The organism is Hyphomonas sp. (assembly GCF_046313735.1).
GTDB lineage: Bacteria > Pseudomonadota > Alphaproteobacteria > Caulobacterales > Hyphomonadaceae > Hyphomonas.
Window position 1 is genome coordinate 1 of record NZ_JBKBXW010000035.1, and the last position, 26179, is coordinate 26179.

General features: G+C 65.5%; 31 protein-coding genes. 21 read left to right on the forward strand and 10 right to left on the reverse strand.

Going from position 1 to position 26179, the window contains the following annotated elements; genetic code table 11:
• The first annotated feature begins 149 nt into the window (after positions 1–149).
• The 5 genes from ACK4SV_RS14795 (at position 150) to ACK4SV_RS14815 (ending at position 3289) form a co-directional block, all read left to right on the forward strand.
• Complete coding sequence (locus tag ACK4SV_RS14795; RefSeq protein WP_409918613.1) at positions 150–752, forward strand: hypothetical protein; 603 nt, start codon at positions 150–152, stop codon at positions 750–752.
• A gap of 94 nt (positions 753–846) precedes the next feature.
• Positions 847–1659 (forward strand): crotonase/enoyl-CoA hydratase family protein, encoded by an 813-nt coding sequence (locus tag ACK4SV_RS14800; protein WP_409918614.1) that lies wholly within the window; start codon positions 847–849, stop codon positions 1657–1659.
• Positions 1660–1723: 64 nt separating this feature from the next.
• The gene (msrB, locus tag ACK4SV_RS14805) at positions 1724–2251 is read left to right on the forward strand and encodes a peptide-methionine (R)-S-oxide reductase MsrB (RefSeq protein WP_409918643.1); all 528 of its coding nucleotides are present in this window, start codon (positions 1724–1726) and stop codon (positions 2249–2251) included.
• Positions 2252–2337: 86 nt separating this feature from the next.
• The gene (locus ACK4SV_RS14810) at positions 2338–2961 is read left to right on the forward strand and encodes a hypothetical protein (RefSeq protein ID WP_409918615.1); all 624 of its coding nucleotides are present in this window, start codon (positions 2338–2340) and stop codon (positions 2959–2961) included.
• 16 nt (positions 2962–2977) lie between these two features.
• Positions 2978–3289, forward strand: a complete 312-nt coding sequence (locus ACK4SV_RS14815; RefSeq protein WP_409918616.1) for a winged helix-turn-helix domain-containing protein — start codon at positions 2978–2980, stop codon at positions 3287–3289.
• Positions 3290–3337: 48 nt separating this feature from the next.
• Here the strand turns inward: ACK4SV_RS14815 and ACK4SV_RS14820 are convergent, their stop codons facing one another.
• From ACK4SV_RS14820 to ACK4SV_RS14840, 5 genes are all read right to left on the reverse strand, one after another.
• A complete protein-coding gene (locus ACK4SV_RS14820) occupies positions 3338–3730 on the reverse strand; it encodes a hypothetical protein (protein WP_409918617.1) in 393 nt (130 codons plus the stop codon).
• Complete coding sequence (locus ACK4SV_RS14825; RefSeq protein ID WP_409918618.1) at positions 3727–4065, reverse strand: heavy-metal-associated domain-containing protein; 339 nt, start codon at positions 4063–4065, stop codon at positions 3727–3729. Before ACK4SV_RS14825 ends, ACK4SV_RS14820 begins: the two co-directional genes overlap by 4 nt.
• 13 nt (positions 4066–4078) lie before the next feature.
• Positions 4079–4714: a hypothetical protein gene (locus tag ACK4SV_RS14830; RefSeq protein WP_409918619.1), complete on the reverse strand. Its 636-nt coding sequence runs from the start codon at positions 4712–4714 to the stop codon at positions 4079–4081.
• A gap of 42 nt (positions 4715–4756) precedes the next feature.
• Positions 4757–5140: a hypothetical protein gene (locus tag ACK4SV_RS14835; RefSeq protein WP_409918620.1), complete on the reverse strand. Its 384-nt coding sequence runs from the start codon at positions 5138–5140 to the stop codon at positions 4757–4759.
• 180 nt (positions 5141–5320) lie between these two features.
• Positions 5321–6103 carry a 3-hydroxybutyrate dehydrogenase gene (locus tag ACK4SV_RS14840; RefSeq protein ID WP_409918621.1) on the reverse strand — a complete coding sequence of 261 codons (783 nt, stop codon included), beginning with the start codon at positions 6101–6103 and terminating at the stop codon, positions 5321–5323.
• Positions 6104–6197: 94 nt separating this feature from the next.
• Here ACK4SV_RS14840 and ACK4SV_RS14845 point away from each other — a divergent pair, with 94 nt between their 5' ends.
• The 6 genes from ACK4SV_RS14845 (at position 6198) to ACK4SV_RS14870 (ending at position 12167) form a co-directional block, all read left to right on the forward strand.
• The gene (locus ACK4SV_RS14845) at positions 6198–6629 is read left to right on the forward strand and encodes a DUF350 domain-containing protein (protein ID WP_409918622.1); all 432 of its coding nucleotides are present in this window, start codon (positions 6198–6200) and stop codon (positions 6627–6629) included.
• Between the two features lie 5 nt (positions 6630–6634).
• Positions 6635–7462, forward strand: coding sequence for a serine protease (locus tag ACK4SV_RS14850; RefSeq protein WP_409918623.1), 828 nt, complete (start codon positions 6635–6637; stop codon positions 7460–7462).
• Positions 7459–8331 (forward strand): orotidine-5'-phosphate decarboxylase, encoded by an 873-nt coding sequence (gene pyrF / locus ACK4SV_RS14855; protein ID WP_409918624.1) that lies wholly within the window; start codon positions 7459–7461, stop codon positions 8329–8331. Before ACK4SV_RS14850 ends, pyrF begins: the two co-directional genes overlap by 4 nt.
• A 121-nt stretch (positions 8332–8452) precedes the next feature.
• The gene (locus ACK4SV_RS14860; protein WP_409918625.1) at positions 8453–10624 is read left to right on the forward strand and encodes a PQQ-dependent dehydrogenase, methanol/ethanol family; all 2172 of its coding nucleotides are present in this window, start codon (positions 8453–8455) and stop codon (positions 10622–10624) included.
• 61 nt (positions 10625–10685) lie between these two features.
• Positions 10686–11225, forward strand: a complete 540-nt coding sequence (locus ACK4SV_RS14865) for a hypothetical protein (RefSeq protein WP_409918626.1) — start codon at positions 10686–10688, stop codon at positions 11223–11225.
• A gap of 81 nt (positions 11226–11306) precedes the next feature.
• On the forward strand, positions 11307–12167 hold the full coding sequence (locus ACK4SV_RS14870) for a sulfotransferase (protein ID WP_409918627.1): 861 nt from the start codon (positions 11307–11309) through the stop codon (positions 12165–12167).
• Here ACK4SV_RS14870 and ACK4SV_RS14875 read toward each other — a convergent pair.
• Entirely contained in the window at positions 12112–13101 is a 990-nt protein-coding gene (locus ACK4SV_RS14875; RefSeq protein ID WP_409918628.1) for a YciI family protein, read from the reverse strand. The two genes, ACK4SV_RS14870 and ACK4SV_RS14875, sit on opposite strands and share 56 nt — an antisense overlap.
• A 198-nt stretch (positions 13102–13299) precedes the next feature.
• On the opposite strand from ACK4SV_RS14875, the gene ACK4SV_RS14880 reads away from it, so the two are divergent.
• Together ACK4SV_RS14880 and ACK4SV_RS14885 are read left to right on the forward strand one after the other, a co-directional pair.
• A complete protein-coding gene (locus tag ACK4SV_RS14880) occupies positions 13300–13980 on the forward strand; it encodes a TetR/AcrR family transcriptional regulator (RefSeq protein WP_409918629.1) in 681 nt (226 codons plus the stop codon).
• A gap of 389 nt (positions 13981–14369) precedes the next feature.
• Positions 14370–14822 (forward strand): DUF1330 domain-containing protein, encoded by a 453-nt coding sequence (locus ACK4SV_RS14885; protein ID WP_409918630.1) that lies wholly within the window; start codon positions 14370–14372, stop codon positions 14820–14822.
• A gap of 2 nt (positions 14823–14824) precedes the next feature.
• Here the strand turns inward: ACK4SV_RS14885 and tsaD are convergent, their stop codons facing one another.
• Positions 14825–16021: a tRNA (adenosine(37)-N6)-threonylcarbamoyltransferase complex transferase subunit TsaD gene (gene tsaD / locus ACK4SV_RS14890; protein WP_409918631.1), complete on the reverse strand. Its 1197-nt coding sequence runs from the start codon at positions 16019–16021 to the stop codon at positions 14825–14827.
• 275 nt (positions 16022–16296) lie between these two features.
• On the opposite strand from tsaD, the gene ACK4SV_RS14895 reads away from it, so the two are divergent.
• From ACK4SV_RS14895 to ACK4SV_RS14905, 3 genes are all read left to right on the forward strand, one after another.
• The gene (locus tag ACK4SV_RS14895) at positions 16297–16818 is read left to right on the forward strand and encodes an RNA polymerase sigma factor (RefSeq protein ID WP_409918632.1); all 522 of its coding nucleotides are present in this window, start codon (positions 16297–16299) and stop codon (positions 16816–16818) included.
• Complete coding sequence (locus ACK4SV_RS14900) at positions 16811–17398, forward strand: hypothetical protein (RefSeq protein ID WP_409918633.1); 588 nt, start codon at positions 16811–16813, stop codon at positions 17396–17398. Before ACK4SV_RS14895 ends, ACK4SV_RS14900 begins: the two co-directional genes overlap by 8 nt.
• Positions 17399–17764: 366 nt before the next feature.
• Positions 17765–18184, forward strand: a complete 420-nt coding sequence (locus tag ACK4SV_RS14905) for a thermonuclease family protein (protein ID WP_409918634.1) — start codon at positions 17765–17767, stop codon at positions 18182–18184.
• Positions 18185–18285: 101 nt separating this feature from the next.
• On the opposite strand, the gene lepA is transcribed toward ACK4SV_RS14905, so the two are convergent.
• Both lepA and opgC read right to left on the reverse strand, forming a co-directional pair.
• Positions 18286–20091, reverse strand: a complete 1806-nt coding sequence (gene lepA / locus ACK4SV_RS14910; protein ID WP_409918635.1) for a translation elongation factor 4 — start codon at positions 20089–20091, stop codon at positions 18286–18288.
• A gap of 59 nt (positions 20092–20150) precedes the next feature.
• Positions 20151–21386: an OpgC domain-containing protein gene (gene opgC / locus ACK4SV_RS14915; protein ID WP_409918636.1), complete on the reverse strand. Its 1236-nt coding sequence runs from the start codon at positions 21384–21386 to the stop codon at positions 20151–20153.
• Between the two features lie 373 nt (positions 21387–21759).
• Between opgC and ACK4SV_RS14920 the strand changes: the two genes are divergently transcribed.
• From ACK4SV_RS14920 to ACK4SV_RS14930, 3 genes are all read left to right on the forward strand, one after another.
• On the forward strand, positions 21760–22200 hold the full coding sequence (locus tag ACK4SV_RS14920) for a protease inhibitor I42 family protein (RefSeq protein ID WP_409918637.1): 441 nt from the start codon (positions 21760–21762) through the stop codon (positions 22198–22200).
• 15 nt (positions 22201–22215) lie between these two features.
• The gene (locus ACK4SV_RS14925) at positions 22216–23313 is read left to right on the forward strand and encodes a Rieske 2Fe-2S domain-containing protein (protein WP_409918638.1); all 1098 of its coding nucleotides are present in this window, start codon (positions 22216–22218) and stop codon (positions 23311–23313) included.
• Positions 23314–23454: 141 nt separating this feature from the next.
• The gene (locus ACK4SV_RS14930) at positions 23455–24018 is read left to right on the forward strand and encodes a fasciclin domain-containing protein (RefSeq protein WP_409918639.1); all 564 of its coding nucleotides are present in this window, start codon (positions 23455–23457) and stop codon (positions 24016–24018) included.
• A gap of 49 nt (positions 24019–24067) precedes the next feature.
• Here ACK4SV_RS14930 and ACK4SV_RS14935 read toward each other — a convergent pair whose 3' ends face one another.
• The gene (locus tag ACK4SV_RS14935; RefSeq protein ID WP_409918640.1) at positions 24068–24706 is read right to left on the reverse strand and encodes a class I SAM-dependent methyltransferase; all 639 of its coding nucleotides are present in this window, start codon (positions 24704–24706) and stop codon (positions 24068–24070) included.
• 117 nt (positions 24707–24823) lie between these two features.
• On the opposite strand from ACK4SV_RS14935, the gene ruvC reads away from it, so the two are divergent.
• Positions 24824–25330 carry a crossover junction endodeoxyribonuclease RuvC gene (gene ruvC, locus ACK4SV_RS14940; protein WP_409918641.1) on the forward strand — a complete coding sequence of 169 codons (507 nt, stop codon included), beginning with the start codon at positions 24824–24826 and terminating at the stop codon, positions 25328–25330.
• Between the two features lie 136 nt (positions 25331–25466).
• A complete protein-coding gene (gene ruvA / locus ACK4SV_RS14945; RefSeq protein ID WP_409918642.1) occupies positions 25467–26087 on the forward strand; it encodes a Holliday junction branch migration protein RuvA in 621 nt (206 codons plus the stop codon).
• Positions 26088–26179: the final 92 nt, after the last annotated feature.

Below are 26179 nucleotides of genomic sequence, written 5' to 3' on the forward strand. Positions count from 1 at the left end.
GCAGCAAATATCCGGGACCTAGAAAGCAAGTGAATACAGGGCAAAGCATCGCTCCCGCCCTCCGCCCCGGATCAAATCCGGGCCGGAGCCCGGACGGCGATGGCAGAAATCCAATCCGACCGGGTTCCGCCCGGCTTATACTGCCCGCCATGTCACCCGGCGCCCATCCCCGGCCGGACCTCTGGTCCCGCATCGCGCAGCTCATCGCCGCGCTCGGCCAGCTGCTGCGCGCCGCCGGGCCGGAGGGGTTTGCCGCCATTGCACTTGAAGCCCGCGCGCATCTCGCCGCTGCGGCCGCCTTCGTGCGCCGCTACATCCATGTCCTCGCCGCAGACATCGCGCTGCCGCCGGTGCGGCAGGCTCGCCCCGGCGCGCCGCGTGATACCGCGCGCACCCGCCCGGCCGAGGCGCCGCTGACCCTCACCGAACCCGTCCTGCCGCCCCTCCGGCGGAACCGGTGCGCTCCGCCCTACGAACCCGATCCCCCCGCGCTCCACTGGGCGCTCATCATGGCCGCGCTCGCCCGCCTCACCGCAATCATGGCCGACCCCGCCCGCCATGCCCGCCGCCTCGCCCGGAGCCAGCGCCGCACATCCCTCATCCGCCTGCGCGACCTGCCCCTCCGCAGCGCGCATCTCCGCCGCCTGCCCGCCCCCCTCGACGCGCTGATGCTGCGCCTCGACCGTCTCGCGAGGCCAGAGGCGTGGGCGGGGATTGATCCCTGCATCGCCCCTCGCGATGACACCTCCTGACGCGGCGGCGTCCCCCTGCGCGGTCCCCCCGGTCCTTGACGGACGCAGGGGAAGGGCGCCAGCTTCTGCCCCAGACAGACCGGAGGCCGCCCCCATGAAAGACCGCGTATCCATCACAATGCTCGAAGGCGGCATCGCCGATGTCCGCCTCATCCGCACCGACAAGATGAACGCGCTCGACCCGGCGATGTTCGCCGGCATCGCGGAGGCGATCGACACGCTGAAGGCCATGAAGGGCCTGCGCGTCGTCGTCCTGTCGGGGGAGGGGAAGGCCTTCTGCGCCGGGCTCGACCTGTCGAATTTCACCGCCGCGCCCCCGTCCGGCACCTCAAATAATCCCGCCAGCGGGCGCAGCCTCGGCGGGCGCAGCCATGGAATTGCCAACCTCGCCCAATACGTCGCCTGGGGCTGGCGCGAAGTGCCCGCGCCGGTCATCGCGGCCGGCCATGGCGTGATCTTCGGCGGCGGGCTGCAGGTCTTTTCCGGCGCGGACATCCGCTTCATCCATCCCGACACGCGCTGCGCCGTGATGGAAATGAAATGGGGCCTCGTGCCGGATATGGCGGGCTTCCCGCTCTGGCGCGGCAATGTCCGCGATGATGTGCTCCGGGAGCTGACATATACCAACCGTGAATTCCGGGGCACCGAGGCCCACGCGCTCGGCTTTGCCACGCATGTGTCGGAGAGCCCGCTGGAAGACGCAATGGCGCTCGCCCGCATCATGGCCGGCAAGCATCCCGCCGCTATGCGCGGGGCCAAACGCCTCTGCAACGCCACCGCCTATGCCAGCGACGCCGAGCTCCTGCAGATGGAAAGCGATGAGCAGGACCAGGTGATGCGCACGCCCAACCAGATCGAGGCGGTCATGGCCGAGATGCAAAAACGCCCGGCGGTGTTTGCCGAATGAGGCGATGGGCGGGTCACGGAGGATTGATTTGAACCATCCGGCTCTGAAGGGCGTAAGTGAGGTCATGCGCCCGAACCTGCCCACCCGCCGCCTGTTCCTCCTTTCCTCCGCCGCCTTCCTGGGCGCGTGCAGCGCAGCGAGGGCAGCAGAGCCGCAAGGCCCCGCCGACTCGCCCGCCGCCTGGGCAGACAGCGACTGGCGCCGCATCAGCGATGCCGAATGGCGCCGCCGCCTCTCGCCCGAAGCCTACCGCGTGCTGCGCCGCCACGGCACGGAGCGCGCCTTCACCTCTCCGCTCACGGATGAAAAGCGCGCCGGCACCTATCATTGCGCGGGCTGCGACCTGCCGCTCTTTTCATCCGATACGAAATTCGATTCCGGCACCGGCTGGCCGAGTTTCTGGACGCATCTTCCAGGCGCCTTCGGCACCAGCATCGACCGGTCCTTCTTCATGGTGCGGACGGAATATCACTGCGCCCGCTGCCTCGGCCATCACGGGCATGTGTTCGATGACTGGCCCAGCGTGCCCACCGGCCAGCGCTGGTGCAATAACGGCGTCGCCCTGCGCTTCCGCCCGGCGGCGGAGGGCTGAACCATCACGCCTTTCCCGGACAAACGGCCCTTGACGAATCGCGCTCGCTCTCATACTTTGTATTTCAAAGTGCTTGGAGAGCGATCATGACCCCCGCCCGAAACCTGTCCGATGACCTGTCCTATATCCGCGACCTGGCCGAAGCCGGCCAGAATGCGCCCTTGCTGGCGGGCCGTTTCCTCGCCCTCTGGGGCGGGCTCGTTTCCGCCGCCTATCTCGGCCATTTCCTCATCGCGACCGGCGCTTTCGGCCTTCCGCCCTCGACCTATATGGTGATCTGGATCGGCTTTGCGGTCATCGGTGGCACCGGCCAGTTCGTGCTCAGCCGGGGCGCGCGCGAAAAGCCGGGCCAGTCCTCCGTCGGCAACCGGGTGCAGGCCGTTCTCTGGACCACGGCAGGCTTCTTCATGTTCGCCTACTTCGCCAGCCTGATCATCCGTATGGTGACGATGGGATCGGGCATCGAAGGCTTCTACTGGTCCGTGCCAATGGTACTCGGCCTGTATGGCATCGGCCAGTTCGTGACCGGCGCCATCTCCGGCCACAAGGCGCTGAAATTCGCCGGACTTGCTGCCTTTGCGGGCGTCGTTGCCGCCGTCTTCCTGACGGGTACGGAATATATCTGGCTCGTCGGCTCGGCCTCGGCCTTCCTCGCGGTGTTCGTCCCGGGGCTGATCATGATGCGCTCCGAACCTTCGGAAACGGTCTGAGGATGGCGGGCGCAGCATGAGCGAGGATAATCCCTTCGACCATAACGACATCGACGATGTCATCCATGGCCGCCTTCGCCTCGGTGTTATGGCCTATCTGTCAACCGCCAGCCCCGCCGTCTTCGGCGAGCTGCGCGACAAGGTCGGCGCGACCGACGGAAATCTGTCGACCCACCTGAAGAAGCTCGAGGAAGCCGGCTATGTCCGGCAGGAGAAGCGCTTCGTCGGAAAACGTCCGCAGACGCGCGTTTTCCTGACAGATGAGGGCCGCAAGGCCTGGCTCATCTGGCTCGCCCGGATGGACGCCATCATGAGGGCCGCCGAATGAAGCGCCCCCTCCGGCAGGGCCGGAGAGGGCAGGAGGTTCGGTAATCGTTCAGAAGAAGAGGCCTGCCGCAAAGTACGCAAAGAACACACCCGTCACGAACAGGACGACACTCAGTCCCCAGACGATCCAGCCGGTCCGGCGCGCCATGGCGCAGGTCCGTGCCTTCGCCGCATCTGCCGGGCAGGGCAGCGAGCGCGCATGAAATTGCCACGCCCCCGCCAGCGCCAGAAGGACCCCGGCGACGGGAAACAGCACGTCCTTGTGCTTCCCGAACCAGGTGATCTGCGGCACCGCCTCGATCAATCCGGCCATCACCGCGCCCGCACCGATGCTGACCAGCAGCGCCGGAAGCGCGCAGCAGATCAGCGTCCCGGTCGATGTGAACAGAGACAGGGAAGCCGGCAGCGTGCTCGGCGGCTTTATTTCATCCGTGGGCGTCATTGCGGCGCCGCCCGCTCGATTTTCACGAGCGCGTATCCGGAATTGCGGATAAGCCGGGTGATTGCGGCATCATCCATCGTCTGGCCGGGCTTCATGGCAATCTCGACGACACCGCCGCCGAGATTGACGTTGACCGAAGCGACAGCCGCCTCCCGGCCGAACACTTTCTGGATGGCCTGCGCGCAGAAATCGCAGACGAGGCCGTTCACATGCGCGGTTACGAATTCGCCTTTGGCGGCCTCTGTTGTAACAGGCGATGCAGAGGCGGGTGCAGCAAAGGAAACTCCGCTCACAGAGAGAGCGGCGGCGACAGCAAGGGTCTTCAGGGTTTTCATATCAGGGATCCTTTCAGAAACGGTAGATCCAGTTGAGAAGGAAACGCTCTTCCTCAAGCGTATAGCCGGCCTCGACGAGGAGCGGCCCGCGGAAGAAGCGCAGCAGCGGGGTTACCTGAACCGGAGTGTCCGCTTCAGGATGGTTTTCCACCTGGACCATGGCCCAGGTGTGCAGGGCGCCGAACTCGGCAACATAAGGGGCAACGCCAACGCGCGCGGCGTGGGAAACCGACTGGTCGATGCCGAAATCCCGCGCCCGGCTGTCCCACGAAACGAAGACACGGCGGGTCTCCCAGTCAGCGGAAACGGCAGCAAACGCTGCCCCCCGCTGGCCGCGGTCATCGAAGGGGTCGGCAACGCCGGCGCCAAGTTTGAGATAGAGGTTGCCCTGGCTGTGAGGCGCATTCCATCGGCGAACCAGCCGGTTGTATTGCAGGCCGGTGAAGGCCGCGTCCATGTCCCAGTTCTGTTCGGCATAAAGGCCGACCGAATCGAAGGCTGTGGGCGAATAGTGGACATGCAGGGACGAATACATCCCGTTATTGTCCTGCATCACCGTCCAGCCACCGGCATAGGAAACGGGCCGCGCCTCAGCGGCGAGGGGCAGGGCGGCAAGGGCAAGCCCGGCCGCGAGGTATCTGTTGAGCATGAGGGCTCCTGTCTGAGAATTGATCCGGTTGCGGATAAATCGTCAGACGAGGTGTTTCGGCGGCGGCGGCTCGGGAATCAGCGTGCGCGAAGGCGCGCTTGCGTCCAGCGGAAAGCTGGCGGGTATACGGAACATATGGCCGCCGGCATCCGGCGCAGCAGGTGCAGGCAAGGCCGCCATCACAGCCGGGCAGCAGCAGAAAGGTGCGGGCGCCTCCGGCATTTCCGGTGCGGGGGCTTCACTTGGCGCGGAATGTGCCGCCATCTTGTCGCCCATCATATCGCAATGAGCATGGGTTATTGCCGGTGCCGCAATGGCGGGCTGCGCTTCCATCGCCTGCGGATGACATGGCCCCGCATGTGCGGCGAGGCCGCCAGCGATCATCAGCCAGAGGCTGATACAAAGAATGAGCGCGCGTTTCAGCATTCGCCATACAAAAAGACGTTTAAGCGCCCCAAGGTCAATATCAGCGGGGCAGGGCGGAACGATCCAGAGTTCAAGCGCCTTGGCAGGGTGCAGTTCACAAGCAAAGCGAAGGCGCAGGCGCCGCAGGCGTCAGCCTGCGAACAGCGCCGAGCATATTCAACAAACCCGCGAGCAATAAAACTACTGCGCCGTCCAGCCGCCATCAATCGAAAGGTCCGCGCCGTTTATCTGCGCGGCGGCCGGCGAACAGAGGAAGCTCGCAAAGGCCGCAACCTGTTCGGGCGTCACGAATTCCTTGGTCGGCTGGGCCGCGAGCAGGACGTCATTCTTCACCTGTTCCTCGGTCATGCCTCGGGCCTTGGCGGTGTCGGCAATCTGGCCCTCCACGAGGGGGGTATAGACATAGCCCGGGCAGATCGTATTGCAGCGCACGCCGCAGGTTGCCCCTTCGAGCGCGGTCACTTTCGAGAGGCCGGACAGCCCGTGCTTGGCGGCCACATAGGCAGACTTGAACGGCGAGGCGACCCGCGCATGGGCCGAGCCCATATTGATAATGCGGCCCCATTCCTTCGTCTTCATGCCGGGCAGGGCGAGGCGCGTTGTGTGGAAGGCCGCCGTCAGGTTGAGGGCGATGATCAGGTCCCATTTGTCCACCGGGAAGTCGTCGATCGGGGAGACGAACTGCGTGCCGGCATTGTTGACAAGAATGTCCACCGTGCCGAATTCGGCAAGGGCGGCCTCCATCATCTCCCCGATGGCGGCGGCTTTCGTCAGGTCGGCGGCGGAATAGAGGGTCCTTACTTTATGGTCCCTTTCGATCCTCTCCCGAACTGCCTCGATCTCCTTCGCGTCACCGAAACCGTTCAGAACGATGTTCGCCCCGTCGGCGGCCAGTTGCAGGGCGATTGCCTTGCCGATGCCGCTGGTCGAGCCAGTAATAAGGGCGGTCTTTCCGGCGAGCATGGGTCTCTCTTCTCCTTGAGGCAGGTCGGGGCGGCGTCTAGGGTTATAACGCATTTGCGGCGGGGTCGATCCGCCGGAGAGGATAAAGGCAGGTATGCTGGGTGAAATTGGCGCCTTCGACGCGGCCTTTCCGCGCTTCCTGATGTCCACCGGCATGGCCGGGGGCATGCTGCTCGTGGCCGCGACGGCCTATGTGCTGCTGACACCCTGGAAGGAACTCGCCCTCGTGCGCGAGGGCAATACCGCCGCCGGGGTCGCCCTTGGCGGGGCGATTGCGGGCCTTGCGATCCCGATTGCGTCCACGCTCGCCTCCTCGGTCTCGCTGGCGGAACTGGCGATTTGGGGGGCGATTGCGCTCCTGATGCAGCTCATCACCTACCGGGCGGTTGACCTTCTCCTCCGCGATATTCCCGGCCGGCTGACGCGCGATGAAATGGGCGCCGCCGCCGTGCTGACAGCGGCGAAACTGTCTGCAGCGCTGATCCTTGCGGCCGGTCTCTGGGACCCGGTCCTGCAGAGGATATGACGGGCATGCGCGGGTTCGACTGGGTTCTTTACGCGGCGGTGCTGGGCTTCATCCTCTATGTCCTGTTCACGCTTGCGCCCGAGGCTGAGGCGCCGCCCCCGCCGCCGGTGTCGGAGCTTGCCGAGGAACTCGGCCCCCTCCTGCCGGATCCCTCGCCGCTCGATGAACTCGTCGTGGTGCAGGCCGGCCCGCCCCAGAACGGGGTCGGCACAGCGTTCGCCGTCAATGCGCGCGGTGACTGGCTGACGGCCCGGCATGTCGTCGATGGCTGCGCCCGGGTCAGCCTGATGGTCGCGCCCGGAAACTACGTCCCCGTCGCCCGGATCGCGCTGGATGATGCGCACGATCTTGCGATCCTCTCCACCGGCCGCAGCCCAAATCCGGTGCGGCTGGACCTGGCGTCCCCACTCTTCATCGGGGCCGAGGGCTATCATGTCGGCTTCCCGCAGGGTGAACCGGGCGAACTCGCCAGCCGCCTCGTCGGGCGCAGCCGGCTCGTTACGCGGGGCCTTCGCGATAGCGAAGCGCCGATCCTCGCCTGGGCCGAAGTGGGCCGCACCAGCGGGCTCACCGGCACGCTCGGCGGCATTTCCGGCGGACCGGTCTTTGATTCCAATGGCTCGGTGCGCGGTGTCATCGTCGCTGAAAGCCCGCGCCGGGGCCGCGTCTATACGACCGCGCCGCAATCGGTCGAAGCCTTCCTCACCCGGCAGGGGATAGAGGCCCAGCCCGGCCTCACGAACGAGTTTGCCCTGCGCACCTATGGCACATCCTCCGATACCGCGCGCCGGCGCTTGCAGGTGGTCAAGGTGATGTGCGAGGTCGCGCCATGACCGATTTTGCAACGCGCCTCACCGCCGCCGTCCGGATTCACGGGCCTCTCTGTGTCGGAATTGACCCGCATCCGGGCGCCGTGCCCGCCCTGTTCGGCGGGGACACCGCCGAAGGCCTCCGCAACTGGGGCCTCGCGGTGGTCGAGGCCGCCGCCGGAAAGGTCGCCGCGATCAAGCCGCAGGCCGGCCTGTTCGAACGTCAGGGTCCGGAAGGAATGGCTGCGCTTCAGGCCGTCACGAGAGCTGCGCGCGCAGCCGGGTTGCTCGTGCTGATGGATGCCAAGCGCGGCGATATCGGCTCGACAGCCGAAGGCTATGCCGCCGCCTATCTCTCGCCCGGCGGGCCGTTTGAATCGGATGCGCTGACGGTCAATCCCTATATGGGGCTCGATACGCTTGAGCCTTATGCCCGCGCGGCGGAGGCCTCCGGCAAGGGCGTGATCGTCCTTGTGCGGACATCCAATCCCGGCGCGGCGGATTTTCAGGGTAAGGACGTTTCCGGCGCGCCGCTCTATGCAAGGGTTGCCGAAGCGCTCCGTCCCCTGACGGACCGGCTGATGAGCGCGTCGGGCTGGTCGAACCTGATGATAGTCGTCGGTGCCACCGCGCCGGAAGAGGCTCGGGCCGTCCGCGCGCTGGCGCCGAAGGCCCTGTTCCTGATCCCCGGCTATGGCGCGCAAGGCGCCGGCGCCGCCGAAGCCTGCGCCGGACTGGTCGACGGGCAGGGCGGTCTCGTGAACGCATCCCGCTCGGTCACCTTCCCGCCGGGCAGTGCCGGCGCAGCGGACAAGGCCAGCTGGTTGGCCGCTGTCGAGGCGGCAATCCTCGCCGCCCGCGAAGATCTGAAACAGGCTGCCGGCGTGGCATGATCCCAGAGCCTTGCCCTTTCACCCCGCGTAATGCCTCGACATTGCGGGCCCGCCCGCTAGTCTGCACGCGATCAGGAGTCCGCGCCCGGAAAAAGCGGACCCGCGATGGGAGGAGACTGACATGAGCGTGAGAAATGCCCTCAAAGCGGGCCGCATACCGGCACTTGCCGGCCTTGGCGCACTGGTTCTGCTGGCCGCTTGCGGCCAGGAGGGGATCGAGCGCGCGGGCGATCCTGGCTTCGCCGCCGTCGATACCGCCCGGATTTCCACCGCCAGCGCGGCCGAGGAATGGCTGACCTATGGCGGCACCTATGACGAACAGCGCCATTCGCGCCTGACCGCCATCAATACGGAGAATGTCGGCGAGCTTGGCGTTGCCTGGACCTATGACCTCGCCACCAATCGCGGGGTGGAATCGACGCCGATCGTGGTCGATGGGGTCATGTATGTCACCTCCGCCTGGTCGGTCGTCTATGCGCTGGATGCGAAAACCGGCGCGGAGAAATGGGTCTATGACCCGGATGTGGACCGGGCGGTTGGCGTGAAGGCCTGCTGCGATGTCGTCAATCGCGGCGTCGCGGTTTATGACGGCAAGATATTCGTCGGTGTCATTGATGGGCGCCTTGAAGCGCTGGACGCTCAAACCGGTAAAGTCGTCTGGAGCAAGGTCACCGTTGACCAGTCGAAACCTTACACCATCACCGGCGCGCCGCGCGTGGCGAATGGCAAGGTCCTGATCGGCAATGGCGGCGCCGAACTGGGCGTGCGCGGCTATCTCTCGGCCTATGATGCCAGCACCGGCGATCTCGTCTGGCGCTTCTACACTGTGCCGAACCCGGAAAAGCAGCCGGATAATGCGGCCTCTGATGAGGCTTTCGTCCGGGTCGGCAATGTCACCTGGGGCGATGAAGGTGCCTGGGTCACCGATGGCGGCGGCGGCACGGTCTGGGATTCGATTGTCTATGATGAGGCGAACGGCCAGATCATCTTCGGCGTCGGCAATGGATCGCCCTGGAACCGGACGTTCCGGGACCCGGCGGGCGGGGACAATCTGTTCCTGTCTTCCATCGTCGCGGTCGATGCCGAAACCGGCGCCTATAAATGGCACTTCCAGACCACGCCCGGCGACAATTGGGACTATACCGCTACGCAGACGATCATCCTTGCAGACCTGCCGCTCGGCGAATATGGCGCCACTCGCCGGGTCGTGATGCAGGCCCCGAAGAATGGCTTCTTCTATGTGCTGGACGCAAGGACCGGCCAGTTCCTCTCGGGCGATGCCTTTGTTCCCGTCAACTGGGCAACCGGTCTCGACCGGACCGGCCGGCCGATTGAAGTGCCCGAGGCACGCTATTCGCGCCAGCCCTTCGAGCAGACCCCCGGCCCGCTCGGCGCGCATAACTGGCATCCGATGGCCTTCAGCCCGCAGACCGGCCTCGCCTATATTCCGGCGCAGGAAATCCCGCAGGCCTATGCCGAAGATCCGCGTTTCACCTCGCGTCCCGTTGGCTGGAATACCGGCGTCGATTTCTCCGCCGGCATCCCGCCGATTGCCCCGCCCGAAGTCGTGCGTTTCCTGCGCTCGACGCTGAAAGGCCGGCTGATCGCCTGGGATCCGGTCGCCCGCCAGCCGCGCTGGACGGTTGAACATGACAATGCCTGGAATGGGGGCATCCTGTCGACCGCCGGGGGCCTCGTTTTCCAGGGCAAGCTCGGCGGGGAATTTGCGGCCTATAATGCCGCGACCGGTGAGAAGCTCTGGAGCCATGACCTGAAATCCGGCGGCGCCTCCGGCCCCGGAACCTACATGATTGATGGCGAGCAATATGTGGCCATCACCACCGGCTGGGGCTCGGCTTTCGCGCTGGCGGCTGGGTTTGCCTTTGATGTGGCGGTCTCGCCCACGGTTGGCAAGGTCGTCACCTTCAAGATCGGCGGCACCGCCCAGATTGCCGATGCGGGCCTCACCCCGGTGGACGCGACGCCGAAAGCGGAATCCTTCGGCAATCTCGCGATGATCTCGCAGGGCGCGGTGCATTATTCGCGCAACTGTATGGTCTGCCACGGCCCGCTTGCGGTCTCTTCCGGCGTGTTGCCGGACCTGCGCTGGTCGGCGATCACGGGCAACCGTGAAGCCTGGAAAGGCGTGGTGATGGACGGCAATCTCGCGGCCAATGGCATGGTGGGCTTCTCCGAATTCGTCACGCCGGACGAATCCGAGGCGATCCGCGCCTATGTCCTCGCCCAGGCCCATGCGGCCACCGGGAACGGATCTTCCGGAGGGGAGCCCTGATCACGGCAACCTTACCGCAAAGAGCATGGCGCAAAGCCCGGATCACGGTTAAGGTGGATGGATGCACATCCTCCTGGCCGTGATCACGATCCTCTCTGCCATCGGCATCTGGGCCTGGCGGCTCCGGATGGCGAAGCGCGGCCTTGATGAAGTGGCGGACCTCGCAAAAACGGTTGCCAATGCGCCGCGCCGGCTGGCGTTCCTGACCCGCGCCCAGAAGGGCGGGATCGACCTGATCGAGGATCCGCGTGAGGCGGCCGCGATCATGCTGATGATGATGGCGCTCGCCAAAGGCGGAACGCTGAGCGCGCGCCAGAGCGATGCGATCGAGCAGGAAATCCGCGACCATTTCGATTTTTCCGAAACCGAGGCTGAGGAACTCGCCGCCCATGCGGCCTGGGTGGCTTCCAGCCAGTTGCCGGGCCCGGAGGAAATGAAGCGGATGAGCCGCCAGATTGTGCGCTCCTCGCAGCTTGGGCCGAAGGAAATTGTCGATCTCGATGCAATGCTGGTGGCGGTATCCGAAGCCGAAGGCCTGCCCAGCCGGGCACAGCTGGCGCTCCTGCAGATTTACCGCGACATGGCCGGCCTGAAGACCTGATCCGGGCATTACCGAAAATCCATGGGCGGGGAATGGCCTGAAGGGTTGCCAGCGCCCCTGCGCGACCTTAGGCGTGAGGCCATGCCTGACCGGTTGCCGCCTGCCTATCTGAAGCGCTGCCGGACCGATCTCTGGTTTAACGGGTCGGTCTGCCGGCACGGGCAATTTCAGGGTTTCCTCGTCACCTCGAAGAATTCCGGCACCCATTGGATGACCTATATGCTGGCCGTTGCGCTGGCCGATACGTATGGCGTGCCGAGGCCGGCCTATTTCTCCGAACGGGCGCTGCGGCCCTATATCCGCCTGCCGAAGGACCCGGTTGTGCATCCGGCGCTTCCCGCGCTGGGGCGGAGCCATTCGATTCCGCACCGGCTGCTCGACTGGGGCTGGGCGAGGGGGATGATTTCGCCGGCGCCATATATCCTCGGCGTGCGCCATCCGATGAGCATTCTGGCCTCGCACTATGCCAAGTGGCGGGGTGAGCTGCAGGTCAGCTGGACCGAATACTTGCGCGGCGATCCGTCCGGTGACCGCTACCGGTGCGATCTTTACTGGATCGCGCGGTTCTGGAACCGCTGGGGCGATCTGCAGGCGCTGATGCCGGATGCGGTCCTGCGGCTGCATTATGAGGACCTGCGGCGAGAGCCTGAAAAGGTGCTTCACGCCATGCAGCGTCACTGGAAGCTGGACCTTGCGCCCGAAGCGATCGAGGCGGCGCTGATGGAAGGCACAAAGGAAGCCATGGCCGCGCGGATTGATCCGGACGGGGAGGCGAATGTGCTGCAGAACCGGAGCGAGACGCTGGAAACGCTGTTCGAAGGGGAGGCCGGGGAAATCTATGCGGGCCTCGTGAGCCGGCTTTTCCGGCATGACCTTGGATATGATCTCATGCGTCCGCCGGTTTCAGAGAGCCGCTCGAGCGGCCTTCGGGCCCATAGCTGATCCACCAGGGTTCGGCTTCGGCCTGTTTTTCCAGCTCGCGGAAAGTGGGATCCTCAAGGATCGCGGCGGCATAATCGGCGGCGGCGCCGGAAAGCGGCAATCCGTAGGTGCGGAAGCGGGTGACGACCGGCGTGAAGAAAGCGTCAGCGGCGGACCAGGCGCCGAAGAGGAAGGGGCCGGGCTCGCCGGTATTTAATCCGTATACGAAACGTAATCCGGACCAGAGGGTATTGATGCGGGCGATGTCGGCCTCGAGCGCCGGGGTAAATTCCGGGGCCGGGTGGCGGCTGCGGATGTCCATCGGGCAGAGGCTGCGCAGGGCGGCGAAACCGGAATGCATCTCGGAAGCTGCGGCGCGCGCAACGGCGCGGCGGGCGGCGTCCTTCGGCCAGACCGTGCCGGGGGCGGCCTGTTCGGCGAGGAATTCGGTGATGGCGAGGCTTTCCCAGATGGCGAGGCCATCCCAGAGGAGAAGGGGAACCTTCGCGGTCGGGCTGACGGCTTTCAGCCGCGCGGTGGTTTCGGGGAAATCGAGGGGGATGATCTCCTCCGCCACTGCGAGCCCGGCCTTGCGCAGGGCCAGCAAGGGCCGGATCGACCAGCTGGAATAGTTGAGATTGCCGGAGACGAATTTTCTCATTGGGGGTTTTCCTTCGCCGATGGCCCAGCGCGTTTCATGGATGGTGACGGCGCCGAAAACGCCCTGCAGCACGTAAGGGTCCTCAGCATGGAGCGCGCGGACGGCGTCCAGGCTCTCCGCCTCGATCAGGAAGACCGAGCCGACCATCTGGCCGGCGGAATCGATCAGCGGCCCGGCCATGCGCACGGGCGCGCCGATGTCAGCCGCCCAGGCAAGATGGGCCGGGCGGGCCGCCGCGCGCCGGGCAGCGCCGTCGGTTTCGTTATCGAGACAGTGGAGGCAGTAAAGAGGCATGGGCAGGGTTCCGGACTGGCGAGATGCGCACTGCCTGACACAGCTTCAAGGGCCTTGTCACGGGCGCAAACGGCGTCCGATCCGGAAGCTGAGGAAATCGGAGGCCCGGTGGTCCGGCGAACGCCATTCCCCCAAACTATACATTGAACGCTATATTGATTGTTCAGTGCTATGGTGTATCCTGAACGGATGACCCAGATGGACGATACACGCAAGCAGATCCTCCACGCCGCTGTGGAGCGGATACTGCACTATGGCTATGCCAAGACGACGATGGCGGAGATCGCCCGGGACTGTAATATGTCGGCGGGCAACATCTACCGGTTCTTCGCGTCCAAGATCGACATTGCCGAGGCGATGTCGGACAAGTTCAACGAGGAATCCTTCGCCATGATGGCGAAGATCGCCGACCGGCCTGTCCCGGCTGTCGAGCGGCTGCGGGAGCTGTTCCATTACGAGCTGGCGCGCACGTTCTCCGCGATTGCCGATGAGGCGAAGATCCTGGAAGTGGCCGAAGTGCTGTCCAAGGAACGCCCGCTTCACATGAATCACAAGCTCGCAACCGAGCGGACCTATCTGGTGAAGATCCTCGAGGATGGCGAACGCCGAGGCGAATTCCGCCCGCTGGCCAATGCCGAGGAGACCGCCGAGATGTGGCAGTCGGCGCTGATGAAATTCCGCTTCCCGCAGCTTTTCTCCAAGCTGACCCTGCCGAAACTGCAGCGGGAACTTGATGGCGTGCTGGACCTGTTGCTGGCGGCGCTGTCGCCCGGCGCGACCGTTCCGGCGCCCTGGGAAGGGGTGCCGCCCTCGCTGGAAGATGTGTGCCCGGTGACGGGGGCGCTGATCGAGCGGAAAGAAATAATCGCTGATCAGTGAATAAAATCGAAAACGTTCATTGATCAATCATCAGGGCGGTGCTATATTGAGGGCATGGGACGCGGCGGTCGCGGCCCAAGCAGCCAGAAAGCCCTCTCCGATGACCACCTCGACCCAAGAATCCCGCCAGGCCCTGTTCGCTTTCTTCGCGGCGGTGCCGTTTTCTGTCCTTGTGATGCTGGCCACGGTGGGTCTTGCGACCTATGTCGCCTGAAACGGACCGGCCACGGCCGGTTCCATTCGCTGAAGACGGCTCTTCCTCCCGGCCGGTCTTCGCTTAACGGGCGCCCTTCGCGGCGCCCGTTTTCATTTCGGGGCGACGGGAGCCTTGACCGCCTACCCATGTTTCGGCACGGTAAGTGCCATAATATGGGCCGAAGGGGGCGGGAATGAACGTTGTGAATGAGATGCTGCCGGCCAGTCCGGAACGGGTGAAGGCGATGCTGGAGCCCGGGCCCGAGGGGCCGATCTTCATGGTGAACCTCCTGAAGTTCAAAGACCGGGCCGAGTATGAGGACGGGCGCGAGAGCGGGCTATCCGGGCGCGAGGCGTATGCGATCTATGGCCGGGCGGTGATGGAGATCCTGCCGAAGTTCGGCGGGCAGGTCGTGTTTGCGGGCGATGTGACCTTCCTGGCGCTGGGGCAGGTGGAGGAGCTGTGGGATGAGGTGGCGATTGCCATGTATCCCGAGCGCGGGGCGATGGTGCGCATGTCGATGTCGCCGGAATGGCAGACGGCGGCTGTGCACCGGACGGCGGGGCTGAAAGGCCAGCTGAATATCGAGACGGTGATGCAGGCGGACATGCTGGCCGGGGGGCTGCTGGCGCGGCTGACCGGCTGAAATCAGGCTTTTGCGCCGCGCCGGCCAGCGCCGAAGACGGGATCGGCCTTTGCCGAGGCTTCGTCCAGCGGCCAGCGGGGGCGGGCGGCTGACGTCAGCCCGTCTGCGTCTGAGCCGGAGGCGAGGCGGAGCGCGCCGGCGAGGGCAATCATCGCGGCATTGTCTGTGCAGTGGCGCAGCGGCGGGGCGATGAGGCGGGCGCCTTTTTCGGCGGCAGCGGATTCCAGCGCGGCGCGGATCGCCTGGTTGGCGGCCACGCCGCCGGCGACGACGAAGCGTTTTTCGGCGGTGGGCCCGGCTATCCTTCGACTTCGCTCAGGATGAGCCGTCTCACCGGCAGGATGAGCCTCCTCGCTGGCGCCGTGAGCCTCAGGGCTCATGGTGAGCGAAGTCGAACCATGGGCGGGATCGAACGCGTCCAGCGCGCGGCGGGATTTTTCGGCGAGGACATCCCAGATCGCGGCCTGGAAGCTGGCGCAGATATCGGCTTTTTCCGCTTCGGTTTTCGCGGCTTCAGCGGCGCGGGCGACGGCGGTCTTGAGGCCGGCAAAGCTCATTTCGAGGCCGGGGCGGCTGAGCAGAGGGCGGGGGAAGGCGTGGGCCGCCGGGTTGCCGCTGGCGGCGAGGCGCTCGACGGCCGGGCCGCCCGGAAAGCCGAGGCCGAGGAGTTTGGCGACCTTGTCGAAGGCTTCGCCCACTGCGTCGTCAATCGTGGAGCCGAGGCGGCGATAATCGCCGAGGCCGCGCACTTCGAGGAACTGGCAATGCCCGCCGGAGACCAGCAGCAGCAGGTAAGGGAAGGGGCAGTCCTCGCTGAGCAGCGGGGAGAGGGCGTGGCCTTCGAGGTGGTTCACCGGGATGAAGGGCTTGCCGGCGGCCTGGGCGACGGCCTTGCCGGTCATCAGGCCGACGAGGACGCCGCCGATGAGGCCGGGCCCGGCGGTGGCGGCAACGCCGTCGAGATCGGCATAGGTGAGGCCGGCCGCGTTCATCGCGGCGGCGACGGTGAGGTCGGCAAGCTCGGCATGGGCGCGGGCGGCGATTTCCGGCACGACGCCGAGATAGGGCGCGTGCTCCTCAAGCTGGGTGCGGATGATGTCGGAGAAAAGCGTGACGCGGCCATCCTCAAGGCGCAGCACGGCGGCGGCGGTCTCGTCGCAGCTGGTTTCGATGCCGAGGATTGTGAGGGGGCGGGCCATGGGGCGGATATAGAGGGGCAGGGGGCGGGGCGGAAGCTGTCAAAGCCATCCTGCGCGCCTGCTCACCCCTCCTTCGTCACTCCCGGCCGGCGAAGCCGGTCTGGGAGCCTGTCTCCGGCGATCACCCCGGCATCGCGCGGAGAGGCGAGGAGCTGGGCCCCCAGATGCGCTGGCGTGCATCGGGGGTGACGAACACCGGTCACTCTTCCTCTGGCGGAATACAGAAAATTTCCCGGCGCTTGTAAGAAAGCCCGGCGCGGGCTGACTATGGGAGTATGAGCGGGCCATGCGACCAGGATCAGCGCTACCTTGAGGCAGCCGCCGCATATGGGCCGGCGATGCAGCGCCTCGCCCGCGCGATGGAGGCGGACGCGGCGCGGCGGCAGGACCTGTTGCAGGAAATGCATGTGGCACTGTGGCAGAGCTTGGGCGGGTTTGACGGGCGCTGCAGCCTGAAGACCTGGGTCTACCGGGTGGCGCACAATGTGGCGGCAAGCCATGTGGGGCGCGAGGCGCGTCACAGGCGCGGCCGGGTGGCGGAAGCGGCGATGGCGGACCTTCCGGCAACGGATGATCTGCCCGCGGAGTTTGAGCGGGACCGGGCGCGGGAGCGGCTCAACCGCTGGATCCGCGCGCTGAAGGCGCCGGACCGTCAGGTGATGACGCTGTATCTGGAAGAGCTTGCCGCAGCGGAGATTTCGGAGATTACCGGGCTGTCGCCCGGCGCAGTGGCAACGCGCATTTCAAGGCTGAAGGCGCAGGCAGCAAAGGATTTCAGGGAGAAAGGTCATGACTGAGCGCGATCCCCTGCAGGAACTTTGGCAGGAATTCCGGACAAACAAGGAAGAGGAGACTTTCAAGATGACGACGGCAGACATCCGGCTCAAGGCCGGGGCATTCCAGTCTAAGATCCGTACACGGAACCGGGTGGAGTATGCCGCGTCCGCGCTGGTGATCGGCATGTTTGCGTGGATGGCATGGCTCGTGCCGCCGGTGCTGGCGAAGGCCGGCGCGGTGCTGGTTGTTCTGGGTGCGGTGTATGTGGCCTGGCAGCTGCACCGGCGGGCCGGGGCGGCGGCAAAGGCGGGAATTGACCGGGCGGCGAGCCTGACGGCGTTTCACCGGGCGGAACTTGTGCGCCAGCGCGAGGCGCTGAGCACAGTGTGGCGCTGGTATCTCCTGCCCTTCGTGCCGGGCATCGCCCTGTTCCTGGCAGGGGTGAGCTTTGCGGCGGACAATCCGGCGCCGATGGCGGTGAAGCTTGTCTCTTTCGGGTTTTCGGCCGGCATCTGCGCGGCGGTGTTCGGAGGGGTCTGGTGGCTGAATGCGAAGGCGGTGAAGGCGCTTGATGCGGAGATCGAGGCGCTGGGGGAGTAGGAACTCAAGGATGGGGATTGCGTTTCGGGGCAAGCCCCTCACCCCCAACCCCCTCTCCCAAGGGAGAGGGGGCTTTTGTGCGGGGTGGATGAATGGTTTCGGAGACCTTTGAAACTTCGGGGCCCGGAAGAACCTGGCCTGAGGCAATTGGAGCGAGAGTGACGGCGTCCAGCGGAGGATGCCGGCGCCATGAGCCGCAAAGGGAGCGTTCTGGAATTCAGGAGGCCGCGCCACCGGCAGGTGGTGGCGCGCGGGCCAGTACGGTCTGGCAAGCTGAGATTCTCGCGCCGCAGGTATTCCCGGAAATGGGGGGTGCGGACATATTTGCGTGGGCTTGTCCTTGTACCGCTTCTGTTTCTTGCGGGCATGCAGATCGGAGAGCGGTTTGGCAGCACCGGCACGCCGCAGATGGCTGCGTCTTCATCGCGCGCAACGGCGGCTTTGACGCGGAGCGATACGCTGGTCGATGTCAATTGGGTGGACGGTGACAGCGGTACACTGAATGGGCGCTCGTTCCGGCTGCATGGCGTTGATGCCCCCGAAGGCAGCCCGTCGCGGGCAGAGTGCGTTCAGGAACAAGTCCGGGCTGAGGCTTCTGCTGGTGCGGCGAGAGCGCTGACGAGGAACGGAAAGGTCACGGTGCGTCAGTCGCACGGCTTCGACCGGTATGGCCGGGAGCTTGTTTCACTCTCTGTGGATGGGCGCGATGTGGCGACCTTGCTGATGGAGCAGGGGCATCTGAAGCGCTGGGATTATCCGGCGCAGCGAAAGCCCAACTGGTGTTGATGAACCGGTAGGGCTAGCCCCTTACCCCCAACCCCCTTGCTCAGGAAATCGCGATGCGATTTCTGATCTTCGCAAGCCCAAGGGAGAGGGGGCTTTGAGGATCAATCCCCATCCATCCGCAGCGCGGCGACAAACGCTTCCTGCGGGATTTCGACCTTGCCGAACTGGCGCATGCGGGCCTTGCCGGCTTTTTGCTTGTCGAGGAGTTTGCGTTTGCGGGTGGCGTCGCCGCCATAACATTTGGCGGTAACGTCTTTCCTCATGGCACTGATGGTTTCGCGCGCCACCACACGCCCGCCGATGGCGGCCTGGATCGGGATCTTGAACATCTGGCGCGGGATGAGTTCCTTCAACCGCTCGCACATCTGGCGGCCGCGGCTTTCGGCGCGGTCGCGGTGGACGAGCATGGCGAGGGCATCGACGGGCTCCTCATTGACGAGGATCTGCAGCTTGACGAGGTTTTCGGCGCGGTGGCCGATCAGGGTGTAGTCAAAGCTCGCATAGCCGCGCGAGATGGATTTGAGCCGGTCATAGAAGTCGAAGACGACCTCGTTGAGCGGCAGTTCGTATTTCACGCAGGCTCGTCCGCCTACGTAGGATAGTTCGGTCTGGATGCCGCGCCGGTCCTGGCAGAGTTTCAGGATCGAGCCGAGATATTCGTCCGGCGTGTAGATGGTGGCGGCAATCCACGGCTCGCGGATTTCGGAGATGCGCACGACATCCGGCATGTCGGCGGGGTTGTGCAGCTCGATCTCGGTGCCGTCGGTAATCGACATTTCATAAACGACGCTGGGCGCGGTCGCGATCAGGTCGAGGTCGAATTCGCGGCTGAGGCGTTCCTGGATGATTTCCAGGTGGAGGAGGCCGAGGAAGCCGCAGCGGAAGCCCATGCCGAGGGCGGCAGAGGTTTCCATTTCCCAGGTGAAGGAGGCGTCGTTCAGGCGCAGCTTGCCCATCGCGGCGCGAAGGTCGTCAAAGTCGCCGGCGTCCATCGGGAAGAGGCCGCAGAAGACAACCGGCTGGACATCCTTGTAGCCGGGCAATGCTTTGTCTGTAGGGCGCTTGTCCTCGGTGATGGTGTCGCCGATGGAGCAGTCGCCCACTTCCTTGATCGAGGCGACGAAATAGCCGACCTCGCCGGGGCCGAGGGCATCGGTTTCGGTGAGCTTGGGATTGAAGGTGCCGACCTTGTCGATCTCGTAGACGCCGCCGGTGCGCATCATGCGGATCGACTGCTTCTTCTTTAGGACGCCGTCATGCACGCGCACGATGACGACGACGCCGAGATAGGGGTCGTAATAGGCGTCCACGAGGGCGGCCTTGAGCGGGGCGGCGGGCTCGCCGGATTTCGGCGGGGGCAGTCGGGTGACGATGGCTTCGAGGACATCGGGGATGCCGAGGCCGGTCTTGGCGGAGATCTGGACCGCGTCGGACGCGTCGAGGCCGATGATCTCCTCGATCTGCTCCTTCACCCGGTCGACGTCTGCGGCCGGCAGGTCGATCTTGTTGAGGACGGGGACGATTTCATGGTTCTGGTCGATGGCCTGGTAAACGTTCGCAAGCGTCTGGGCCTCTACCCCTTGCGAGGCATCGACCACGAGGAGGGAGCCTTCGCAGGCAGCCAGGCACCGGGAGACTTCATAGGCAAAGTCGACATGGCCCGGCGTGTCCATGAGGTTCAGGACATAGTCCTCGCCATCCGCAGCGGTGTATTTCAGGCGCACGGTCTGCGCCTTGATGGTGATGCCGCGCTCCTTCTCGATATCCATGGAATCGAGCACCTGTTCGGTCATCTCCCGGTCGGAGAGGCCGCCGCAGGCCTGGATCAGGCGGTCGGCAAGGGTCGATTTCCCATGGTCGATATGGGCGATGATCGAGAAATTACGGATTCGGTCACGGGGTGTCATTCGCGGCATATAGCGTTGCTCTTCCGGGGCCGGAAGCGGTTTCAGCCTGCCCGTGTGCGCTATCGCCAGCCGAAGAGGCCGGCATAGTGGGGGGAGAGGCGCCGGGCGAGGCCGGAGACGGTCCCGGTGATGCGGTTGATGGCCTGCCGCAGCTGCGCAGTGAGCCGGCCTGCGGCTGGCCCGTCCGTGTTCTGGATCTGGTGGAAAACATAGCTCATCACGCAGATGCAGCCGAACAGGAAGAAGCCATAGGCCCAGGCGCCGGGCGTCGAGAGGTCCATCTGCGGGGAGAGATAGAGCAGGCTGTTACCGGCCCCGAAGGTGAAGAGGCTCGTCTGGCCGGCAAACACGACCCGGCGGCCGATTTTGACGTTGTTGCCATCATAGAGGACCAGGCAGGTGATGATCGCGGTCATGGCTGTGACCATGCCGAAGGCGAAATAGACCGGGTGGTTCTCGTTGCGCAGCAGCATGTTGGCGAGGTCGCGGATCGTCTGCATCGGGTCGCCAAAGGCGACGAAGAACCAGGTGAGGGTGGCTGCGCCGACGGCATACATGGCGAGCAGGGCGCCGAGGGCGTTCAGGATGTCGGTTCGGGTGGCGGACTCGCGGGTGAGGAAGGTGACGACGCGGCCGAACAACATGCCCCAGATGACGAAGGTCATTGCGTGGAGGACCGAGGGGCCGCCGACATCATGCTGCTCGCCGCCGATGAGGAAGCCGATCACCGGGTTGGAGAACTCCGCGAGCGTGGAGTTTCCGCGCACGATGATGTGGGAAATGATCGGGTAGGCGGCATGGATCCCGACGGCGAGGATCGACAGGGTGCGCACCCCGATCCGCATCCGCAGCCAGAGCAGGCCCGGCGCGACGGCGAGGGCGACGGCGTAGAATTTCAGGATGTCGGTATAGGGCGTGATGCCCATCATCAGGGCGCAGCGGATGGTGTAGCCGAGGGAGTTGATGCCCCCGAGCCAGGCCGCGACCAGCGAGAGCACATAAAGAAGGTAGCATTGCAGGGCGCGGGTCAGCAGGCGGGCAGTGACCTCGCGGCCTTCTCCGGCCTCGATCCGGGGCCGGTAAACGATTTCCAGCATCGTGCCGAAGAGGATGATGAAGATCGGGGGGGCGACCTGGATCACGAATTTCAGGGCCAGGTACAGGCCCTCATCCGGATTGTGATGGTTGTAGAGGCTGGCCTCCGTGATGGCGTGGCTGAACATCACGGTGAGGATGGCAACAGAACGGCAGATATCGAGGCCGATGATGCGGGACGATGGGTTGGCCGTGGCCATGGGGGATCAGTCTGATCAAGATGGAAGGCATTGCGCCGGTTGCCTTCCCCTGTACCGTGACGTGCCTGGAAAGGTGGCGGGGTCTACAACCCGCGATCTTTGTGCCGGCCATGCGTCTTTGTTTTGAATGCGTTAGATGCAAGACCGGCGCCATCCGGAAGAGTCAGTATTCACCATCCGAATCCCGCGCCTGCCCATGTCGCAGGCGCACGGTGGCTGGCGCAGAGGCGCGGAGAGCAGTATGGCTGTGCCGAGTTGGATCAGGGGAGCCGGTATGATCAGGTATGTTGTGACGGGACTTGCAGGATTGGCGGTAGCGGCGTGCGGGTCGTCGCCTGCAGACAAGGCAGGCCCCTCGGAAGGGGAAAGTGTGATGCAGGACACTGGCGGCGAGGCAGGCGGAATGCCGGAATACACCATGCCGACGCCTGAAGAAGCAGCGGCCGCAGCGGCGGCGGCGCAGGCCAAGGCCGAGGAAGGCGTGATCTATGTGGGCGCGGGTCTCAACGGCGGATCGGTCACTGTGCCGATGGGCGAGACGCTGCGCATCGAGCTGAAATCGGTGCCGACAGCGGGATATGTCTGGGTGATTGCGGAGAAGCCGGACTTCCTGGACCTGAAGGGCGAGGGCGGGCGGCCGACCGATCCGGCCCACCAGAACCTGCCGGGCTTTACCGGCGGTAACCATTATCTGAGCTTCGACCTGACGCCGACGGCAGCCGGCACCGGCGTGATCCGGCTGACCGAGGGGCGGCCCTGGGAGACCGATGAGCCGCCGATGGACGAATTTACCGTGACTGTGACTGTCCCCTAAGCGGAGCCGGCGCCTTTGGCAGACACCCAGCAGACCCCGCCCCGGACCGGCATTACCGCTGACGGCTTCCTGACCGACAGCTGGTATCTTGCTGCGCCGTCGGCGGAGCTGACGCCCGGGCGCCAGCAGCGGATCATGATGCTGGGCGAGCCGGTGGTGGTAGGGCGCACCCCGGCGGGGGAGGCGTTCGCGCTGCGGGACATCTGCCCGCACCGGCTGGTGCCATTGTCAGCCGGCCAGCAGGTGGAGACGGGCGGGGAGTGGACGCTGCAATGCCCCTATCATGGCTGGCGGTTTGGCACCGATGGCGGCTGCCGGCTGATGCCGAGCCTGACCGAAGACAGCCCGTATGATGCCACACGGGTGAAGGTGCGGCGCTATCCGGTGCATGAGGCGCACGGGGCGGTCTATATCTATGTGGCGCATGATGCGCGCCTTGGCGCCGAGCCCGCTGTGCCGCCGCCGGATTTCGGGCCGCTGCCGGATGCCCCCAAATTCGTGATCCATGATGTGTTCAATGCGCATATGGATGACGCGGTCGTCGGGCTGATGGACCCGGCGCATGTGCCCTTCGTGCACAACCAGTGGTGGTGGCGCCCGCCTTCGACAGGCCTCAAGCTGAAACAGAAGCCATTCATCCCGATCGAGCGGGGCTGGGCGATTGACCGCCACCCGCCGAGCGCGAACTCCAAGCTCTATCGCTGGGTGTTCGGCGGGAATGTGATGACGGAGATCTGTTTCCAGCTGCCGGGATACCGGTGGGAGATCATCTCCAATGCCAGCGCTCGGCTGCTGACGCTGACCTGTCTCACACCCGAAGCCCCGAAACGCACGCGGATTACCCAGTTCACCTGGTGGACCGGGGCGCCGCTGCTGAACCTCGCGATCCCGATGGCGAGGCGGATGGGCCGGACCTTCCTGGCGCAGGACGGCGAGATGGTGGACCTGCAGAACCAGGGCATGGCGCACCAGAAGGCGATGCTCTGGATCGACGATATCGACGTGCAGGCGAAATGGTACCAGACGCTGAAACGCGAATGGGCGGCCAGCCGCAGCGAGGGGCGGGGCTTCGTGAACCCGATCGAGCCGCGCGTGCTGAGCTGGATGAGCTGAGCGGTTTTTGCCGCCGCGCCGCCGCGAATTCGCCGCGAAGCCCTGCGATTTGACACTCCGCCGGACGGGCACATTTCTCCTCCACCCTCCGCCTGCCATGCGGCGGTTGCCGATGGCATCAACCCAAAAGGACTGTCCCCGATGAAATCCCTCCTGTTCGCAGCCGGTGCCGCAATGGCGCTTGTGGCCTGCTCGCCTGCGGCTGAGCCGCCGCCGGTCGCCCCGCCGGCCGTTGAGGCCCCCGCCGATGACTTCGCGGCCGAACCGGCGCCGCTGCCGACGATTTCGGCGCTGGCCGCCGGCACGCCGGAACTTTCAACCCTTGCCGCCGCGATTGCGGCCGCCGGCCTGACCGAAACGCTGAACAGCGAAGGCCCGTTCACGGTGTTCGCGCCGACGAACGAGGCCTTTGCCGCGCTGCCCGCCGGTACGCTCGACCAGCTCTTGCTGCCGGAAAGCCGCGACGCGCTGACTGACATCCTCGGCTATCATGTCGTGCTCGGCCAGGTGATGGCGGCGGATGTGCCGGATGCTGAAGCCGGAGTTGCGACCGCCAGCGTGGCGGGGCTTGATCTTTCTGTGCGCCGCGAGGCGGACGGCTCGGTGATGGTAAACCAGTACCGCGTGACCGGCGCGGACATCCAGGCCTCGAATGGCGTCGTGCACATCATCGACGGCGTGCTGATCCCGGCGGGCGGCGAGTAAATCCCGTTGCAGGACCGATGCGGGAGGGCGGGGGAGACCCCGCCCTTTTTTATGCCTTTCGGGCGATGATCACGGGGCGGGGATCCTTGTTCTTCGTTCCGTGGCGCTCGCGGCTGGTGATGATGAAGCCGGCGGCTTCGATCTCCGAGACGAGGGTGGCCTCTGTGACGGTGTCGACATAGGGCGCCTTGCCGATGGCGCGCATCACCGGGATGGCGAGGCGGATCATCGGGTTCATCTCGGCAAGGCTGACTGATTTGGAGAGGAACAGGCCGCCGGGCTTCAGGACTCGGTGGATGCCGGCCAGGGCGGCGGGCCGGTCGGGCAGGAGATGGAGGATGTTGAAGCCGATGGCGGCATCGAAGCGGGCCTCGCCCCAGCGGGGGTCTTCTGCGGCGCCGACCTCGAAGGTGACATTGCTGACGCCTTCGGCGGCGGCTTTCTCGCGGGCGATGGCGATCATTTCGTCTGAAATGTCCGTGGCGAGGATATGGCTGGCATGGGCGGCGAGCTTCAGGGCGGCGGTGCCTGTGCCGCAGCCGAATTCGAAGATCGCGCTGCCTGCCGGGACGAGTTCGCGGACGCGGCTCAGCGTGCGCTCGAAGCCGGCAGGGTCGCCGATGGCGCTCGCGGCGTATTTGCGGGCGGCCTTGTTCCAGAAGCGGACATTGGGGTCGGCTGATGTCATGGCGTCCTCCTGCGCCTCTTCTAGCAGGCCCGTGTGACGCCGTCTTGCGGCGCGGCGCGAACAAAAAGTGAAAACGGCAAGCTGTCTTTAACCAATGCGCCTGATAGGGTGGGTAGCATGAGCGCTTCGATTCGTATTCTTGGCATTGACCCTGGCCTCCGCCATACAGGCTGGGGCATCATCGAGCAGGCGGGCGCGCGGCTGATCCACGTGGCCCATGGCGTGATCCAGGCAGAGACGGACCTGTCGATGGCTGAACGCCTCGGCCAGATCTTCGAGGCGGTGGGCGAGCTGGCGCGCCATTATGAGCCCGGCGCAGCGGGGGTGGAGGAAACCATCGTCAACGCCAATCCGCGCTCGGCGCTGAAGCTCGGCCAGGCGCGGGGGGCGGCGATGGCCGCGCTTGCGATGGCGGGCGTGCCGGTGTCCGAATATGCGCCGCGCCAGATCAAGCTGGCGGTGGTCGGCACGGGCACGGCGGACAAGGAGCAGGTGAAGTTCATGGTGCAGCGATTGCTGCCCCGGGCCGGGGAGATGAAGCTGGACGCCGCCGATGCGCTCGCCTGCGCGATCTGTACGGCGCATCATCTGCCGGCGGAGCTTCGGCGGAAGGGGGCGGCGTGAGACATTATTCAGGGAGCAGAGCAACGCTCATCCTCAATACGACGCTCATCCTGAGCGAAGTCGAAGGATGGCCCGGCGCTCCGGCGCTCTCCTTCGACTTCGCTCAGGATGAGCGCCTCCAGGCGGGAGGCGGCTTATGATCATCGGGCGGCTGAAGGGCGAGGTGGCGGCGGTCGGGCTTGACCATGTGCTGATTGATGTGAACGGGGTTGGCTATGTGGCCCTCGCCGGCACGCGGCTGCTCGCGCGGCTGCAGACGGGCGACACGATCACCGCGCATGTCGAGACGCGGGTGACGGAAAGCTCGATCACACTGTTTGCGTTCGCGAGCGATGAAGAGCGCGCCTGGTTCGTGCGGCTGCAGGATGTGCCGGGCGTGGCGGGGAAATCGGCGCTGGCGATTCTCGATGGGCTATCGCCTGCGGATATCATGGACGCGATTGCGCTCGGCGATGCGGGCGCGTTCACGCGGGCCAAGGGCATCGGCAAGAAGCTCGGGGAACGGATCATTACCGAGCTTTCGGGCAAGGCGCCGCCGATGGGCCGGTTCGGGAAGTTTGAAGTGGCGGCGGTGGCGGGGCTTGCGTCTGCACCCGCGCCCGGCGGCACGGGGCCGCGCGCCGAGGCAATCAGTGCGCTGACGAATCTGGGGTATACGCCGGCCGAGGCTTCGCGGGCTGTTGCGGCGGCGGCGAAGGATGGGGCGGACGAGGTTGGCGCGCTGGTGAAGGGCGCGTTGAAGGAGCTGGCGCGGTGAGGCGTTACAGGGCCCTCACCTCCCATCGCTGCGCGATGGGCCCCTCCTCTCCCACTTTGTGGGAGAGGGGTCAGGTTGTGCCCGGGCGCTGC